Raw genomic sequence first — 15,035 nt, forward strand, 5'->3', positions numbered from 1 at the left:
CACACAACACGCCACCCGGCACCGGCAGCACGAGGCAGTACGACGAGGAAAGGCACACCATGTTCAACCGCAAGAAGGTCCAGCGCCCCCAGGGGCCCCTCACCGAGCAGGCCCTGCGCCAGTGGCTCGTGGACTACCTGGTCGTCCACGTCGAGATACCGCGTGAGGACATCGACACCGCCAAGACCTTCGAGGCCTACGGCCTCGACTCCCGCGTAGCCGTCCAGGTCTCCGGCGCCCTGGAGAAAGTCATCGAACGCCGCCTCTCCCCCGGCCTCCTGTACGAGTACCAGTCCATCGACGCCCTCACCGCCCACCTCGCCGCCGAACTCAAGCTCTGACACCGAAAGGACGACGACCACCATGGGGGCATTCGACTTCCCTTCGGCACCGCAGGACAACTTCCGGGCCTTTATGCGCCAGGCGGAACAGCTGGAGGGGGAACGCCTGGCCGGCGCGATACCCAAGGAGTACTTCGAACCGCGCGTCAGCCGCGGCCTGATCGGGTTCGCGGTCAGCTGGCTGCTGTACGCGGGCGCGATCGTGGGCGTGGCGTACGCGCCGAGCCCGCTGCTGTGGATCCCGCTGTGGATCGTGGCCGGACTCGGCGGCTGGGGGCTGCACTGCATCGCCCACGACTGCGGACACGGCTCGTTCTCGCGTTCACGCAGGTTCAACTACGCGATCGGGCACATCTCCCTGCTGCCGCTGATCTACCCCTTCCACGCCTGGCGGCACGTCCACAACATGCACCACTCCAGCACCAACCACCTGGAGTTCGACACCGACTGGCGCCCCATACCCGCCGGCATGTTCGAGCGGATGTCGCTGTGGGACAAGACGGTGTACGTCTCCACGCGTACGTGGGCGTTCTGGGGCGGCACCATCAACTACTGGGCCGAATCCGCCCTGCGCCCCGGCTTCTTCCCCAAGGCCGGCCAGCGGCGCGAGGTACGGCGCTCCATGCTGTTCGTCGCCGCGGTGGCCCTGCCCTACGCGGCCGTGCTGGTGTACTTCACCGGCTTCACCGGACTGCTGATCTACTTCGTCGCCCCCTGGATCGCCACCCACGCCTGGTTCAGCGCCACCACCCTCATGCACCACAGCGCCAGCGACATCCCCTACCTGACCGCCGAGTACTGGACCCGCAACGCCAGCCGGCTGCTGGTGACCACCGACTACGTCTACCCGCGCTGGCTGCTGTTCCTCACCCACAACATCTCCATCCACACCGCCCACCACGTCGCCCCCGTCATCCCCTACTACAACCTGCCCAAGGCCCAGGAGACACTGAAGGCCCGCTACCCGGGAATGGTCCGCGAACGCCGGTTCTCCTTCGGGCAGATGTGGGACATCGTCCGCCACCTCCACTTCTACGACACCGAGTCCGGGTACTACGCCGACCTCGCCCGCAACAAGGTCGAACCGAAGACAGCCCTGCCCTCGGCCGCGAAGGGCACCCCGTGACCAGCCGGTGGCTGCGCCGCCACGCACACCGCACAGCAGGCGCACTGGCACCCCGGCTGGCAGCACGCTGGGCCACCGACGTGTTCTCCAGCACCCGCACCTACGGACTGCGCCCCGACGACGTCCTGCCACTGGGCGCGGTCCCCTTCACCGTCCACGGCGACCAGAACGTCACCGACGGCTTCCTGTGGAACGAGAACGCCACCCAGGGCAGCGCCCTCCTCGTCCACGGATGGGCCGCCAACAGCAGCAGCATGCACTCCCTCGTCCCCCCACTGCGCGCCCAGGGCCTGCGCGTCGCCGCCTTCGACGGACCCGCCCACGGAGTCCGCAAAGGCGACCAGGCCACCATGACCCAGTACACCCACGCCACCGGCGCCGTCCTGGACACACTCGGCGACGTGCGGGTGGTCGTGGCGCACTCGCTGGGGTCCATCGCCGCGATCGCCGCCATCGCACAGCACACCGGACACCAGCCCGAATGCGCGGTCCTCATCGCCCCACCCGCCACACTCGGCAACGTCCTCGAACGCTGGGACGGCGGCGGGCTGCGCCTGACTCCCCCGCTGGTCCAGGGGATCTACCACGAACTGCACCACCGCAACGGCGTCCCCGTCAGCCACTGGGACCTGACCGCGCTCGGCGCCGCACTCGACCTGCCCACGCTCATCCTCCACGACCCAGGCGACCCCATGGTCCCCTACGAAGACGCCCGCACCGTCACCGCCAGCCTGAAAAACGCCCAACTCACCGACGCCGACGGCGGCCACACAGGCATCCTCATGAACCACACCACCACCACCCACCTCACCCACTTCACCACCGAACACCTCACCGCCCCCCACAGCCCGCACACGCACACGCACCACGAAGGAATCGCATGAACGACACCCCCGGCAAACGCGCCTGGATGTGCCTGCTGTGCGGCTGGGTCTACTACGAAACCCTCGGCCTCCCCGAAGAAGACATCCCCCCCGGCACCCCCTGGGAAAACATCCCCGACACCTGGCAATGCCCCACCTGCGGAGCAAGCAAGGAAGACTTCGTCATGGAACAACTCTGACACCCCCCAACACCCGCATGACGAACACGACAACGGGCCGGGCCGGGTGACCCGCCCCGGCCCGGCCCGGCCACCTGTGCGCACGCTACCCGCATGCCCCGGCTGTTTCCGGGGTTCGAGGCAGTGCCGCCGTCACGGCGCAATACGCGATGCGGCTCTGTCTGATGCACCCTGAGATACGCGACTTCTACGCCGACCGGGAGCAGGTGTTGCGGTACGAGGGCGCCCACCTGCGCGCGGCATGGGCCGCGCACCCGGAAGACCGGGAGCCGTCCAGTCTCATACTGGCCTCGACGACCTCGCCGAAGAACTCGTCAGGGCCACCAGACCCGGCGACACAACCATGTTCCGCGAGGCGGCGCAGCTGACGCCCGCACCTCGATGCGCCGCCGCTTCGACCGGACGGCTGCGAGTCTCTCCTCGTCGTCGTATGTCACTGGCATCAGTGAACGCGTGGTCAGCTCGAAGCTGTCGCCGCCCAGGGTGCCGACCACCGGGGCCAGGAGCTGGGAGGCGGCCGGCGCGGTGTACAACACCGACACCGTGGCCAGACCCGGCAGAGCCGCGGTCTCCCGATGCCGGCCCGCAAGTGATCGGCTGAGATGGCGCTCACTGGAGTGGAGGGGTGTGGTCCAAGCTGGTCCGCTCCCTCCTGGAACGGAGGCACCTTTCCGCCGACCGGCGCCCGGCGTTCACCGCCTTACCCCGCTCGGACTCCCTGCCGGACGTGATCTGGCCCTTCGACATGGGCACCGGCACCACCATCGCCATGGACCGGCGCGACGAGCCGGACCAGGAGGGGGCTCGTTGGCTCTCATCCGGCGTCTCGTCTGCGGTAGCGGATATGAGTGGTCAGAGGAGAGCTGAGCACCTCGACGGGCTCGAAGTCGAAGGTCTCGACGCCGTCGAACAGGCGCTCGCCGCTGCCGAGTAGGACGGGTGCGATGTCGAGGGTGAGTTCATCGATCGCGCCGGCGTCGAGTGCCTGTCGAACCGTCGAAGCACCGCCGGCGATGTCCACACCCCTGCCGTCGGCGGCCTCGAGCGCCTGCGCGTAAGCGGCGTTGAAGCCTTCGGTGACGAAGTGGAAAGTGGTTCCTCCTGCCATCTCGATCGGTTCGTGGGCGTAGTGAGTGAGCACGAAGACCGGGGCGTGGTAGGGGGGCTCGGGACCCCACCATCCATCCCAGCTCTCGTTCCACTCACCTCGGATGGGCCCGAACATGTTCCGGCCCATGACGTAGGCACCACGCGGGCGCATCAGCCAGCTGGTGGCCTTACGGTCGGCTTCGGTCGCGCGCGGGTCGCCGATGTGCCAGCCGTGCAGCTCTTGGCCGCGCTTGCCCAGCGGATGGTCTCGGCTCTGCTCGGCTCCGGCGACGAAGCCGTCGAGAGAGATCGACATATGGCAGGTGGTGTCGGACATCAGCTTCTCTCCGGAGGCAACGGTTGCGCTTGTCCTGGGGTCATCGGACCACACGGCATATACACAGACTGGCAGAGACGGCCGAACTCATCGCGACATCGGGTAGCCCTCGAAGCTCCGGCCGCCGCGTGATCGGACGGATCCTCGCCGTACCCGGATGAACGTGGCCCCGACCGGCAAGAACCATGAACACCGGTCACAGCGGTAGAGGACCGGGCCACACACCGAGGGCCAGAGACCGGGCGTCGGGGACCGTCATCGCAGCCAAGCCTGCCAGTCCCAGGGGAGAACTGACGGCGAGATCGCCAGGGCCGCCTCTCCCCCACCCGGGCCGAAACCCTGACCCTGATCGATCTGTGGTGGAATCCACCCTGGCCCCTGCCATGGCAGCAGGCCTACCACCGCCGCCTCCGCACGGCAGCTAACAGGTGCCGTCGGCGTATCGGCCATGAACCTCTCCCACACACCCGGCCACCCCGTCGAACCGCCAACTCCGCCTCTCAACAAACCCACAACACCCCAGGCCACCAACGACCCGGCACACCAACAAACCCCCCTCCGAGCGTTAATGTCCCCGAACGCGGTGATGAAGGGGACGACGTGTGCGCCAAGCAGGTGTTCGGTTCCTCGGACCGGCGGCCCGAGGAACCTCTTACCGTGAGGAGATCCGGCGAGGGACGGTCAGGAAGCGCTGCCGCAGCCGGAGAAGGTCTCGCTGGTCCGGGCCAGGTAGATGCTGGCACCGCCCTGGTCGTCGCTGAGCAGCGGGACGGTCAGGGTGTCGGCGGCGGTCCAGGGGTAGCCGTTGACGTCGAAAGTCCAGGTGCCGGTGACCTTCGTCGCCAGCTCCGACAAGGCGACCCAGCCGTACTGCGCCGGCGGCACGCTGATGGTGAGGCTGTTGCCGAGTTCATCGGTCAGGCTCTGGGTGACCTTGCCGCTGATCTGTGTGCTGATCTTCGCGGTGACCGGGGACGCGCCGCCGGTGCCGAGGTCGGAGCCAAGGCTGAAGCCCAGCTCGGACCCCCAGCCGGTGGTGCGCTTCATGGAGAACGTCCAGGGCACCGCCGCCGTCGTGCCGTTGTACCAGACGGGCGAGACGCACTGCTGCGGCAGCGGCGCGGCCGGGGCCTGGACCAGAGTGCGCCAGGAGCAGCTGGAGGTGTCCTTCACGCAGCGAGCCGCCGCGTGGTCGACGGCCGACGCGACGGCGGCCTCCTGGGCGCCCGCGGGGAGCCGCCACTGCTGGGCCTGGCTGCCGTTGCAGCCGTAGGTGTCGGTCCAGGCGTCATTGTACTGCGCATTGTACCAGACGTCCAGGCACTTGTCGTCCTGGACGTTGCGCACCATGAAGGCGCCGGAGCCGCCGGCCACGGGCTGGAAGTACCAGCGCTCGCCGTTGCGGCCGTCGCAGGGCTGCTGGGCGAGCGGCAGCCCGGCGGTGGCGCACTTGCCGGTGTCGTCGTTGACGAGAGTGAAGGAGCCGTCCGTGTCGAGGTGGGCGCTCCACTTCTGGTGGTAGCCGGGGGCGCTGTTGGTGACGAGGAAGACGCCGTCGCCGGTGTTGCCGTTCTGCACGTCCAGACCGCGGCCGTTGCTCACCGAGGTCAGCGTCAGGCCCGTCAGCTGGGCCGGGTCGGGGGCGGTGGTGGCTGCGCTCGCGGGGGCCGCTGTCCCGACGGTGACCCCCACGAGCACCGCGAGCGCGCCGAGCCCGACGGCGGCCGCGCGCCGGGCCCGGCGCCATCGGGATATGGGCTGGTGTTCCACGGGCTGTCCTTTCGCCGGTTGCAAGACCCGGGGAAACTAGGGTCTGTTGCGAAAGTGGATCTTGTTCGTTGATGATCACCTTTCGTGGGACGTGGGGATCTGACGAACGGCCAGTGGGCCCGGCTTGAGCCGTTGCTGCCGCAAGGCATCAAGCCGGGTCGTCCGCAGGTGTGGACGCGGCGGCAGCTGATAGACGGCATACGGTGGCGGACCCGGACCGGTGCCCCATGGCGTGACGTGCCCGAACGCTACGGGCCGTGGGACCGGGTTTATGACCTGTTCCGGCGCTGGCAGCGGGACGGCACCTGGGCGAGGATCCTCACCCAGCTCCAGGCCGAGGCCGATGCGGAGGGCCTGGTCACCTGGGACGTGAACGTCGACTCCACCGTCTGCCGGGCTCACCAGCACGCTGCCGGCGCGGTGAAAAGGGGGATCTCCAGAAGGAACCGCCCGGCGGGATCTTCGTCGAGCCGGCCGACCACGGTCTCGGACGATCCCGCGGCGGGCTGACCAGCAAAATCCACCTCGCGGTCGAGCAGGGGCAGAAGCCCTTGTCCGTCGTGATCACGGCTGGACAGCGGGGCGATTCCCCGCAGTTCGAAGCGGTCCTGGAAGCCATCCGGGTTCCGAGGCTGGGACTCGGCAGGCCGCGCAAGAGGCCGGACCGGGTGCGGGCCGACAAGGCGTACGACTCCCGCAGCAACCGCTCCTACCTGCGCAGACGCGGCATCAAAGCCACCATCCCAGTCCCTGCGGACCGCGTCCGCAACCGCCTCAAGCGCGGCTCGCGCGGCGGGCGTCCACCGGCGTTCGACAAGGACGACTACAGGCAGCGGCACGCGGTCGAGTGCGGGATCAACCGGCTCAAACGCCACCGGGCCGTCGCCACTCGGTACGACAAACTCGCCGTCCGCTACGAAGCGACAGTGCTGGTCGCAGCCATCAACGAGTGGCTTTGACCAGCACTTTCACAACACGCCCTAGCCGTGCAGGTTCCGGCGCGGCGCGCGATCCCGGCGAGCGCCCGGATAAACCACCCCTTTCCCGTCAACGGCCCTTTCCGGACACCTCCCAGTGCGCCCGCGCCAGCGCCAGCGCCTCAGGGTTGACGAAAAGCCGGTCCAGCCCAGCAGGGCCGCGCCGAGCACCAGGCGCGCGGTGACGCCCCGAACCCGGGCCTTGGGCGCACGGGCCGCCAGCAGGGTCCGGACGCCGCCATCCAGCCGTGGGTGCCCGGCGGCGAGCACGCTGCAGCCGGGCAGCACCGGAACCGGTTCGTCCAGCAGGTCGAGAGGCGACGAGGTGGTCAGCAGCAGCTTCCTCTTGATGGGCCTGCGGGAGTTCACGGAAGTCGCCCGGCTGGATGTGCTGGGACGCTGGTGGCATGTGCTGCTGACTCCATGGGGTAGATGCTGGTAGCTCGCACGCAGGTGACATCGAGCGGCTACGGTTGGGTCTGCTGCACGGACCGGTTGAACTCGCCCAGTTCCGCTCACGGAAGTTCGTGTCCGTCACCGCACATCACGACCTGGTCGGCTCAATGAGCCGGGTCGGCGCGGCCGGCGACAACGCGGCCATGGAGAGCTTCTTCGCGCTGCTGCAGAAGAACGTCCTCGACCGCCGTACCTGGGCCACCCGCCAGGAACTGCGGATCGCGATCGTCATCTGGATCGAGCGCACCTACCACCGACGCCGATGTCAGAGACGCCTGGCCCGATTGACCCCCGTCGAGTACGAGACCATCATGACCCCAGCCGCAGCCCTGGCTGCATAAACTCCGCCGTCACCCAACCCAGGTGAGTCGAGGACCTCGCTGACCTTCACGAAGCTGCCCTGGGTGCCGAGCGGATCGGTGCGGATCTCGATGTCAGGGAACGGGAGATGGAACCCCGTGGGTCTTGATCCCGTGGGTGTCGAGACGCCAGTCCTCGTTCTTGAGGGACCAGGCGGCAGCCGTGATGGCACGGCCGGCCTGGCTGAGGCCGCAGAAGGCCAGGACCGGGCTCGTGGCCGGGCCCACGCCGGCAGCAGCGCGGAACAGTTGCTGACCCTGCTCCAGGGCTGCTGAGTACGTCTTGCGGCGGGATTCGGTGTTGGCTCTGGCCGGCGGATTGGAGCGGCTGGCCCGTAGCCGCTCCCACGCCTCATCGGCGTCGAGATCGCTGTGCATGGCCGGGACGCTACCCGCTGTCGAGTTGACGCCGCAGGATGAATTTCTCCCTCGCGTACGCGGGCGCGGATCTAAGCGAATGATCTCAATTGGCACATCCTTCAAGACTCTTGACAGCCTTTCAGCACCCGGCCCCGTGTCGCCCCGAAGCCGAACTGCAAGTTCAGGTAGCCGCAGAGGAAGGACGCGGCGCCGAAGCCGATGCCGGCGGTCGCCGCGACCCGGCCCAGCACCTTGGACCAGCCGGTGGACCCGCCCAGGCCACCGAGCGCGGGGGCGCCGGCCGGGGGCCCATAAGAACAGGTCGGCCGACGTCGGGTAGCGGACAGATCTCGGCCATCGCCAGGCCCACGAGCAGGGCCATCGGCCCACCGCGACCCGGCCCCAGGTGGTCACCGTCGAGCCACCGATGATCACGCCGAAGAGGTACAGGGTGAGCAGCCGGACAGCACCGAGATGCTCGTGAAAAATGGCGTAGTTCGAGAACGCCGACAGCCGCCGGGCGAGGACCTGCGTGCAACCGAGCTGGGCCAGCCGTTCTTCGTCCACCAGGCCGGCTCACTCGCACTCGCGTCAGCCGTCATGCCCCCAGCAATTCCCTTACCGGGGGCGTGACATCACCTCAGCACCGGATGGCGCTAGAACAGGCCCTTGTAACCCTGCCAGCCACCGGAGATCTTCACCCGGGCCCCGAACGACCCTTTGCCGTCACCGGCGTTGCGGTACAGGTTGCCCGCCGTGTCCCGCTCGACCAGGTCGTTCCTGCCGTCACCGGTGATGTCGCCGACGCCGACGACCGCGTTGTACGTGGCGCCCCACGCGGAGAACACCTTCACCCGGTCCTTCAGCAGGCCGTTGCCCGCCCCGTTGTAGCGGTACAGCGTCCCCGCCCTGTCCCGGGCGAGGACGTCGCCGATGCCGTCGCCGTTCAGGTCCCCGGCGCCGACGAGCTTGGTGTAGCCCGTCCACCCGGACCGGATCTTCTTGGCCGCCGCCAGCGTGCCGTCGCTCTTGGCCGCGAAGAGGTACACGTCCCCGGTCGACGCCCTGCGGGCCAGCAGATCGGCCCGCTCGTCACCGGTCAGATCACCCGGCGAGGTCAGCACGTCGTACGCGTTCCAGCCCGTGCCGAGCTTTTGGTACCCCATCGAAGGCTGCGGCGCCAGACCGCACTTGACCTTGTAGCCGCGCAGCGAGCCGTCACTCATGCGCACCAGCACGTCGTTGCAACGGTCCCCGTCCAGGTCCCCGAACGGCACCGCCAACACCTTGGAGGACCAGCCGCCCCCGGACTCCTTGCCGGAGAACGTGCCCTTGCCCGTGCCCTGCTGGAAGGTCAGCGTGCCCGAGGAGTTGAGCGTGAGCAGGTCGGCGGCGCCGTCCGGCAGCCCGTCGGAGCCCACGTGATCGTGGCGCACCGGCGCGCCGTGCAACAGCCGGACGGTGCCGCGCACCTCCAGCGGCGCGCCGACGCCGTCCGCGGGAGTCACGGTCAGGGTCCAGTCGTAGGAGCCGTCGGGCACGAACGTGTCCCCCGGCTTGGTGGGGTCGAGGCCGTGCCAGCCGACGGCCAGTTCGCCGCGCGCCGGCCCGCCGTCGCGGCCGTCCGTGTAGACCTTGCCGGTCGCGCGGTTGCGGACGCTCAGGTCCCACTTCGACGACGGCTTGGACAGCAGCACGGTGGCCAGGGTGTCCGGCACCGTCTCGTACTCGTGCCCCTCGACGTACGGCGTCGTCCCGGCGGGCGCGAGCAGCCGCAGCGGCTGCTGACGCACCCCGGACGGCACGAGGTGCACCCGCTCCTCGCCGTCCACGTACGCCACGTTGCCGCCCGACTCGTCCACCGTCCAGCGGACGTCCCGCTGGGAGACACCCGTGTCGGGCAGCGCGCCGATCACCCGGCTCGCCGGGGTGCCGTCGGCGAACGTGGTGAGGACGAGTGCGCCGGCCTGCTTGTCGTGCGTGACGACGTAGCCGTCGCCGAGTTTCGCCTCGCCGGCCGGGACGGACACGGACGCGCCCGCCGTACGGTCGAAGACGCCCGCCCTGCCCCCGTCGCAGATCCAGTAGATCCAGCGGCCCAGTGCCTGCAGTTCCGTGGGCGCACAGCCGGCGCCGGTGTCCCAGGTGCCGGTGGTCTTCTTCTCGGTCAGGTCGTACGCCGTGACGGTGCCGGGGGCCGAGCCCGCCGTCCACAGCAGGTCACCGGAGAGTGCGGCGGCGCCCGGGGCACGGGTGACGGCCGGGGCGCCGTAGTTGCCGATCTCGTACACGTACTGCTTGTCGGCGCCCGTGAAGAGGAGGTGGCGGCCCGAGACGTCGGTGATGCGTCCGCCGGCGGGCACGGTCCGGTCCCAGAAGCCCCCCGTGGCCGGCCCGTTGACGCGGATGCGGTCCTCCGTATCCGAGACGTGCTCCAGCCAGGCGATGCGACCGTCCGTGGTGCCGTAGATCTGCGAGCAGGCCACGTCGGTGGCGGGGCAGCTGCCGATCGGCACGTCGGAGGAGACCTGCGGCGTGAAGTCGGAACGCTCGCCGTACTCGGGCGTGCCGCTGGCGGCGACCGTCCGTACGTAGTCGTCCCGGCGGCCGCGCCGGCTGGCGTCGGTGACGACGAGCCGTCCCTGCTCCAGGGACAGTCCCTGGATCCGCGCGGGTGGCTTGGGCAGGGCCTTCACCTGGGTGACGGACGGCCTGCCGTCGGGGCCCGGTTCGATGCGCTGCAGTCCCCAGTCGTCGGCGGTGGTACGGCCCAGGAAGACGGCGGCGCCGTCCCGTGTCACGGAGATACCGGGGTCGGACACGGCGAGCTGGACCGATGAGCCGCCGGCAAGGGGCTCGGCCAGCACGGCCGTACCGCTGCTGGGCCGGTACACCAGCCAGTCACCGACCACGGCGAGGTTCTGCGCGGGGTTGACGCTGCCGCCGCCGGCGAGGGTGACCTCGGTGCCGGGGGCCGACAGGTCGGACCGGTCGAGCACCAGGACCTTGGACTCGTTGATGTTGAACAGCACGACGTGACCGGCGGTGACGTACCCGTTGAGGTACGCCTTGCCGCGGGCCGGGGTCCAGCTCAGCGTCTCGCCCGTGCTCCGGTCGACCAGCACCGACACGTACTGCTGCCCCTGCACGGCGTTGAACAGCAGCACGGAGGCGTCCCCGCCCTGGGGCTTGAGCAGCTTCACCCCGTCCGGCAGCCCCGTGACCGGCACGTCGCGAGTGGTGCCACCCGGCTCCGGGAACAGCAGGTGCATCTCCTTGCCGGCCGTGCCGTCCCCGCCGGTCACGTTGCGGTACCCCACCGCCAGGTCGTCGTAAGCCGTGTAGAGCCCTTGGCCCGCGGGGACCTGAAGCGTGCGCGTGGTGCCGTCGGCCGCGTTCCACAGGTCGACCCGGCCGCCCTCGTAGCGGTACGCCAGGACGTCGGAGCCGGTGGCCCAGGTGGCGAGGACGCCCTCGGGCTGCGTCACGGGCACGGACCGCCCGTCCGCGTACCGCGTCCAGACCAGCCCGGAGTGGCCCTCCAGCCGGTGGAAGACGCCCTCGGCGCCGGCGCCGTCATGCCCGCCGTAGGTCGACGTGCTGTACAGCGAGGCCGACGTGTATGTGTCACGCGGCGTGGCCGGTACCACCGTCTCCTGGGGTGCGCCCACCGCCGCGGCGGACGGTGCCAGCGGGCCGAGTGCGGCTGTCAGTGCGGCCGACGCGACGACGGCCAACGCGGCGCGTCCCGTCCGGGCCGGACGTATGAGGGCATGGCGAACCAAAGCGGGTCCTCCCCGGGGAGCGGTGGGGGGACGTGTGCCGCTCGCGATCACCCCGCCCGGCCTGTCATGTCCCCTCGGAAGTCGCCCGATAGTACATGCGTCCCGCAGGTTGCCGGACGGTCCGTCGGGCAAATCGGTGGCCGGACACGAGGAAGGGCTTGAATGACCGGAGTCGTGCAGGCCCTTCATCGCCTCACTCGGCGTCAGCCGTTGCGCTTTCAGCGCGGCTTGTCGTCGCGGCGGCCGAAAGAGCCGGTGCCGCGCTGGTCGTCACGACGGCAATGCGGCACTCGTGGCCACCGGCGCGAAAGCCCGGGCGGTCGTCGCGGCGGTCACAGTCGAATGGACGGTCGCTGTCCCGGCGGCCGCCGCGCTGGTGCGGTCCGGGCAGCGCCGGCCGGCCCTTCCTGGACACTGCGGTGTGCCCCGGCCAGGAGCAGCGGCAGCAGCCGGTCGAGGTCTTCGTACGCGCCAGCCGTGAACAGCCGTTGTCCCAAGGAGACGCCGCCGGGCGGCCCGGGGCGAGGCCAGCGGATCCGCTTCCCGGGGGTCGTCGGCCCCGGGTGTTCCGTAACGGCGGTGCTGGTGGAGTGGCGAGGGCATGATGCTGGCAAGTCGTGGAGGGGGTTGGGAGATGGCAGAGCGTGGGGTGTCGCGGGCGGAGTTCATCCGGCGTCGGCGCGGATCGGACTTTGTGGGCCGGCGTGACGAGGTGGGTGTCTTCCAGGCCAATCTGGAGCGGGTGGCCGGCGCTGACGGCTTTGAGTTTCTGTTCCACGTCCACGGGATCGCGGGGGCTGGTAAGACCTCGCTGGTCAGGCAGTGGGACACCAAGGCACGTGATCGCTACGGCGCGGTGACCGCTCTTGTCGATGACGACGTGCACAGTGCCGTTGAGGCCATGGCGGCGGTCAGTGAGCAGCTGGGCCGGCAGGGCTGCGGGCTGAAGGGCTTCGACAAGCTGCTGGCTACCTACCACCAGCGTCGGCACGAGGCCGAGACGACGGCGGTCGGCGCGCCGGCAGCCGAGGCGGAGGGGTCACCGGCGTCGGTGTCGAGCACGGTGGCCACGCAGGTGGGTCTGGTGGGCTTGAGCATGGTGCCGGGACTGGCCCCGTTCACCAGCGCGGTCGATGCCAAGCAGGTGGCCCAGGGCGCGGATCGGCTGCGGGCGGCGCTGAGCTCCCGTTTCCGCAGCCATGACGATGCACAACTGGTGCTGTCACCCGTGCAGGTGCTCACGCCGGTCTTCGCCAGGGAACTGACAGAGGTCGCGCAGCGTGTCCCGTGGGTCGTGCTCTTCTTCGACACCTATGAGCAGACCGCCCCAGTCCTGGACAGCTGGCTGCGTGACCTCCTGGTCGAAGGAGACTACGGCAGCCTGCCGCTGAACGTGATCGTCGTGCTGTCCGGGCAGGGGCGACTGGACGCCCGCTGCTGGGGCGACTGCCTCGGCATGATCGACGAAGTGTTGTTGGACGTCTTCACCGAGGACGAAGCCCGGCAACTGCTGGCAGCCAAAGGGATCACCGACGAAAGGCTGGTCGAGGTGATCTTGGAAGTGTCAGGCCGGCTGCCTGTCCTCGTCGACGCGCTCGCCCAGGCCCGGCCGAGCGATGCCGCAGCCGTGGGTGACCCGGCCGACACCGCAGTCGAGCGGTTCCTGAAGTGGATAGCGGATCCGGCCGAACGCGCTGCCGTGCTGTCCTGCGCCTTACCGCTGCAACTGAACGAGGACATCTACCGCGCCGCCGTCGGCGAACCCGAGGCCGCCGGGTACCCGTGGCTGCGGAGCCTGTCGTTCGTCATCGACCAGGCCGGCCGCTGCCGCTACCACCAAGTCGTACGCAGTCCCATGCTGCGCGTCCAGCGCGCCGCTTCACCCACCCAGTGGAGCCGTGACCACGCACGCCTCGCCGACGCCTTCGGACAGTGGCGCGAAACCCTGGAGGCCACCCTTCCCGCCGACGGCCACTGGGACAACCAGCACTGGCGTGACCTGCGGCTCAACCAGACCTACCACCAGCTGTGCGCACAACCCCACAAAGCCCTGCCCGACGCCATCCACGAGACCGTGCAGGCCTGCGACCACGGAGAAGCCACCCTGCGCCGCTGGGCCCAGACACTCACCCAAGCCGGCCAGGACACAAACACCCCCGCCCTCGCCCAGCTAGGCCAGAACCTCCAGGACACCGGGACCGATGCCTCGTTCCTCATCGCGGCCCTGACACAGCTGCTGACCATCCCAGTTATCACCGCCACCACACGAACGCTGGCTCACACCATCCGCGGCCGCGAACACCGCAACGCCGGCGCATACGAGGCGGCCCTTGCCGACTACAACACGGCACTGGCCCACGACCCCGACTACGAAAGAGCGGTACAGGGGCGAGGGCTGACGTATGAGCGCATGGACCGCTACGAAGAGGCGCTGAATGACTACAACCGCGCCATAGAACTAAAACCAGATGACGCAGATCGCATTGCCGGTAGAGGCGCGATCTATGCGCAGTTGAACCGGCTTGACGAGGCACTCACCGACTTCGACCGCGCCATCCAACTCGACCCCGACTACGCCTGGGCCATCTATGAGAGCGCCGTCGTCCTTCGATTGCTGGGCTCTGAGGGTGCAGCGGAGCGGTGGCGCCGTGCGGTGGAGGCCTCCCAGGCCGAGGCAGCGGGTGAGGGCCTGGAAGCGGTCTGGGCGGCAGGCGGCTTGCTTGTGGTGCTATGCGGCCTACCGGACTGGCGAAGGGCGCAAGATCAGGTAGAAGTGTTCCTCTCAGCCAGTACCAGCCGTCATCAGATCAAGGATGTGCTCAACGACCTTGCAGACCTGCGGGGCGTCCTGCCCGTGGATGCCAGCCAGCTCGATCCCATCGTGAGCCGCCTGGAAGCAGCGTTGTCCCAGTCGTAGAGCTCTCGGCTGGCAGCGAGGGCGGTAGCCGGCCTCCGTACCACGACCGGATACACGGCGGCGGCCGCGGCGCGGCGGGCCTGGCCGCCGCGCAACCAGACCGAGCGCGCCCGCAGTCCCCGGCCGCAGCCGTACCGCCCATCCCGCCCCTCCCTTCCCTCCACACCAGCCAAGAGACATGGGCAAAGCGGCCGCAACGGGGATGCCAGCGCCCCGACCACGCCCGCGCGGCGGGGCTGATCTGCACCGATGCGGGCGACGCCGGCAGGCCCCGCGCAGGAGAAGTCGCAAGAGATGCCGCAAGAGTTTCCGCAGGAGATGTCGCCACGGCCGAGTCCCACGGTCTCCTGCCCGGTCGCACGCAGGAAGCACGAGCGAAGGCCACGAGCACGTACAGCGCCCCGGTCCGCCGATGGCCTGGGCCCGCCGGCCGCAGCGGCGACCGGTCTCCTGAC

Annotated in this window: 12 protein-coding genes and 2 pseudogenes; 8 read left to right on the top strand and 6 right to left on the bottom strand. The window is 69.4% G+C overall.

The genetic code is table 11. The features are described 5' to 3' along the window. Positions 1–59: 59 nt before the first annotated feature. From HEP81_RS00265 to HEP81_RS00285, 5 genes are all read left to right on the top strand, one after another. Positions 60–341, top strand: coding sequence for an acyl carrier protein (locus HEP81_RS00265; protein ID WP_037661851.1), 282 nt, complete (start codon positions 60–62; stop codon positions 339–341). 22 nt (positions 342–363) lie between these two features. Further along, positions 364–1,467, top strand: coding sequence for a fatty acid desaturase (locus HEP81_RS00270; protein ID WP_037661853.1), 1,104 nt, complete (start codon positions 364–366; stop codon positions 1,465–1,467). Further along, the gene (locus tag HEP81_RS00275) at positions 1,464–2,351 is read left to right on the top strand and encodes an alpha/beta fold hydrolase (RefSeq protein ID WP_190275928.1); all 888 of its coding nucleotides are present in this window, start codon (positions 1,464–1,466) and stop codon (positions 2,349–2,351) included. The genes HEP81_RS00270 and HEP81_RS00275 overlap by 4 nt, the downstream gene beginning before the upstream one ends. Then, complete coding sequence (locus HEP81_RS00280; RefSeq protein ID WP_154821573.1) at positions 2,348–2,530, top strand: rubredoxin; 183 nt, start codon at positions 2,348–2,350, stop codon at positions 2,528–2,530. Before HEP81_RS00275 ends, HEP81_RS00280 begins: the two co-directional genes overlap by 4 nt. A 164-nt stretch (positions 2,531–2,694) precedes the next feature. Continuing rightward, on the top strand, positions 2,695–2,898 hold the full coding sequence (locus tag HEP81_RS00285; protein WP_243279237.1) for a hypothetical protein: 204 nt from the start codon (positions 2,695–2,697) through the stop codon (positions 2,896–2,898). Between the two features lie 446 nt (positions 2,899–3,344). On the opposite strand, the gene HEP81_RS00290 is transcribed toward HEP81_RS00285, so the two are convergent. Together HEP81_RS00290 and HEP81_RS00295 are read right to left on the bottom strand one after the other, a co-directional pair. Further along, positions 3,345–3,956: a dihydrofolate reductase family protein gene (locus HEP81_RS00290; protein WP_037664651.1), complete on the bottom strand. Its 612-nt coding sequence runs from the start codon at positions 3,954–3,956 to the stop codon at positions 3,345–3,347. 681 nt (positions 3,957–4,637) lie between these two features. Then, positions 4,638–5,726 (bottom strand): RICIN domain-containing protein, encoded by a 1,089-nt coding sequence (locus HEP81_RS00295; protein ID WP_037664652.1) that lies wholly within the window; start codon positions 5,724–5,726, stop codon positions 4,638–4,640. Positions 5,727–5,810: 84 nt separating this feature from the next. On the opposite strand from HEP81_RS00295, the gene HEP81_RS00300 reads away from it, so the two are divergent. Next, positions 5,811–6,685, top strand: a protein-coding gene (locus HEP81_RS00300) for an IS5 family transposase (RefSeq protein ID WP_106980134.1) whose coding sequence is annotated in 2 segments (ribosomal slippage) — positions 5,811–6,146 and positions 6,149–6,685 — 873 coding nt in all. Because the reading frame shifts where the segments join, the coding sequence is not laid out codon by codon here. 21 nt (positions 6,686–6,706) lie between these two features. Here HEP81_RS00300 and HEP81_RS41000 read toward each other — a convergent pair. Next, entirely contained in the window at positions 6,707–7,072 is a 366-nt protein-coding gene (locus HEP81_RS41000) for a hypothetical protein (RefSeq protein ID WP_243279238.1), read from the bottom strand. Between the two features lie 134 nt (positions 7,073–7,206). On the opposite strand from HEP81_RS41000, the pseudogene HEP81_RS00310 reads away from it, so the two are divergent. Then, positions 7,207–7,500, top strand: a pseudogene (locus HEP81_RS00310) (IS3 family transposase); the annotation flags it as partial. A gap of 93 nt (positions 7,501–7,593) precedes the next feature. Here the strand turns inward: HEP81_RS00310 and HEP81_RS00315 are convergent. The 3 genes and pseudogenes from HEP81_RS00315 to HEP81_RS00320 form a co-directional block, all read right to left on the bottom strand. Further along, positions 7,594–7,896: a YaaC family protein gene (locus HEP81_RS00315; protein WP_037663702.1), complete on the bottom strand. Its 303-nt coding sequence runs from the start codon at positions 7,894–7,896 to the stop codon at positions 7,594–7,596. A 122-nt stretch (positions 7,897–8,018) separates the two neighbouring features. Then, positions 8,019–8,448 (bottom strand): annotated as a pseudogene (locus HEP81_RS41005) (amino acid permease); the annotation flags it as partial. A gap of 86 nt (positions 8,449–8,534) precedes the next feature. Further along, complete coding sequence (locus HEP81_RS00320; RefSeq protein WP_037663701.1) at positions 8,535–11,615, bottom strand: FG-GAP repeat domain-containing protein; 3,081 nt, start codon at positions 11,613–11,615, stop codon at positions 8,535–8,537. A gap of 682 nt (positions 11,616–12,297) precedes the next feature. Here HEP81_RS00320 and HEP81_RS00325 point away from each other — a divergent pair. Beyond that, on the top strand, positions 12,298–14,580 hold the full coding sequence (locus HEP81_RS00325) for a tetratricopeptide repeat protein (protein ID WP_051850710.1): 2,283 nt from the start codon (positions 12,298–12,300) through the stop codon (positions 14,578–14,580). The last annotated feature ends 455 nt before the right edge of the window (positions 14,581–15,035 follow it).

This window comes from Streptomyces griseofuscus (genome assembly GCF_014673495.1).
Classification (GTDB): Bacteria; Actinomycetota; Actinomycetes; order Streptomycetales; family Streptomycetaceae; genus Streptomyces; species Streptomyces murinus.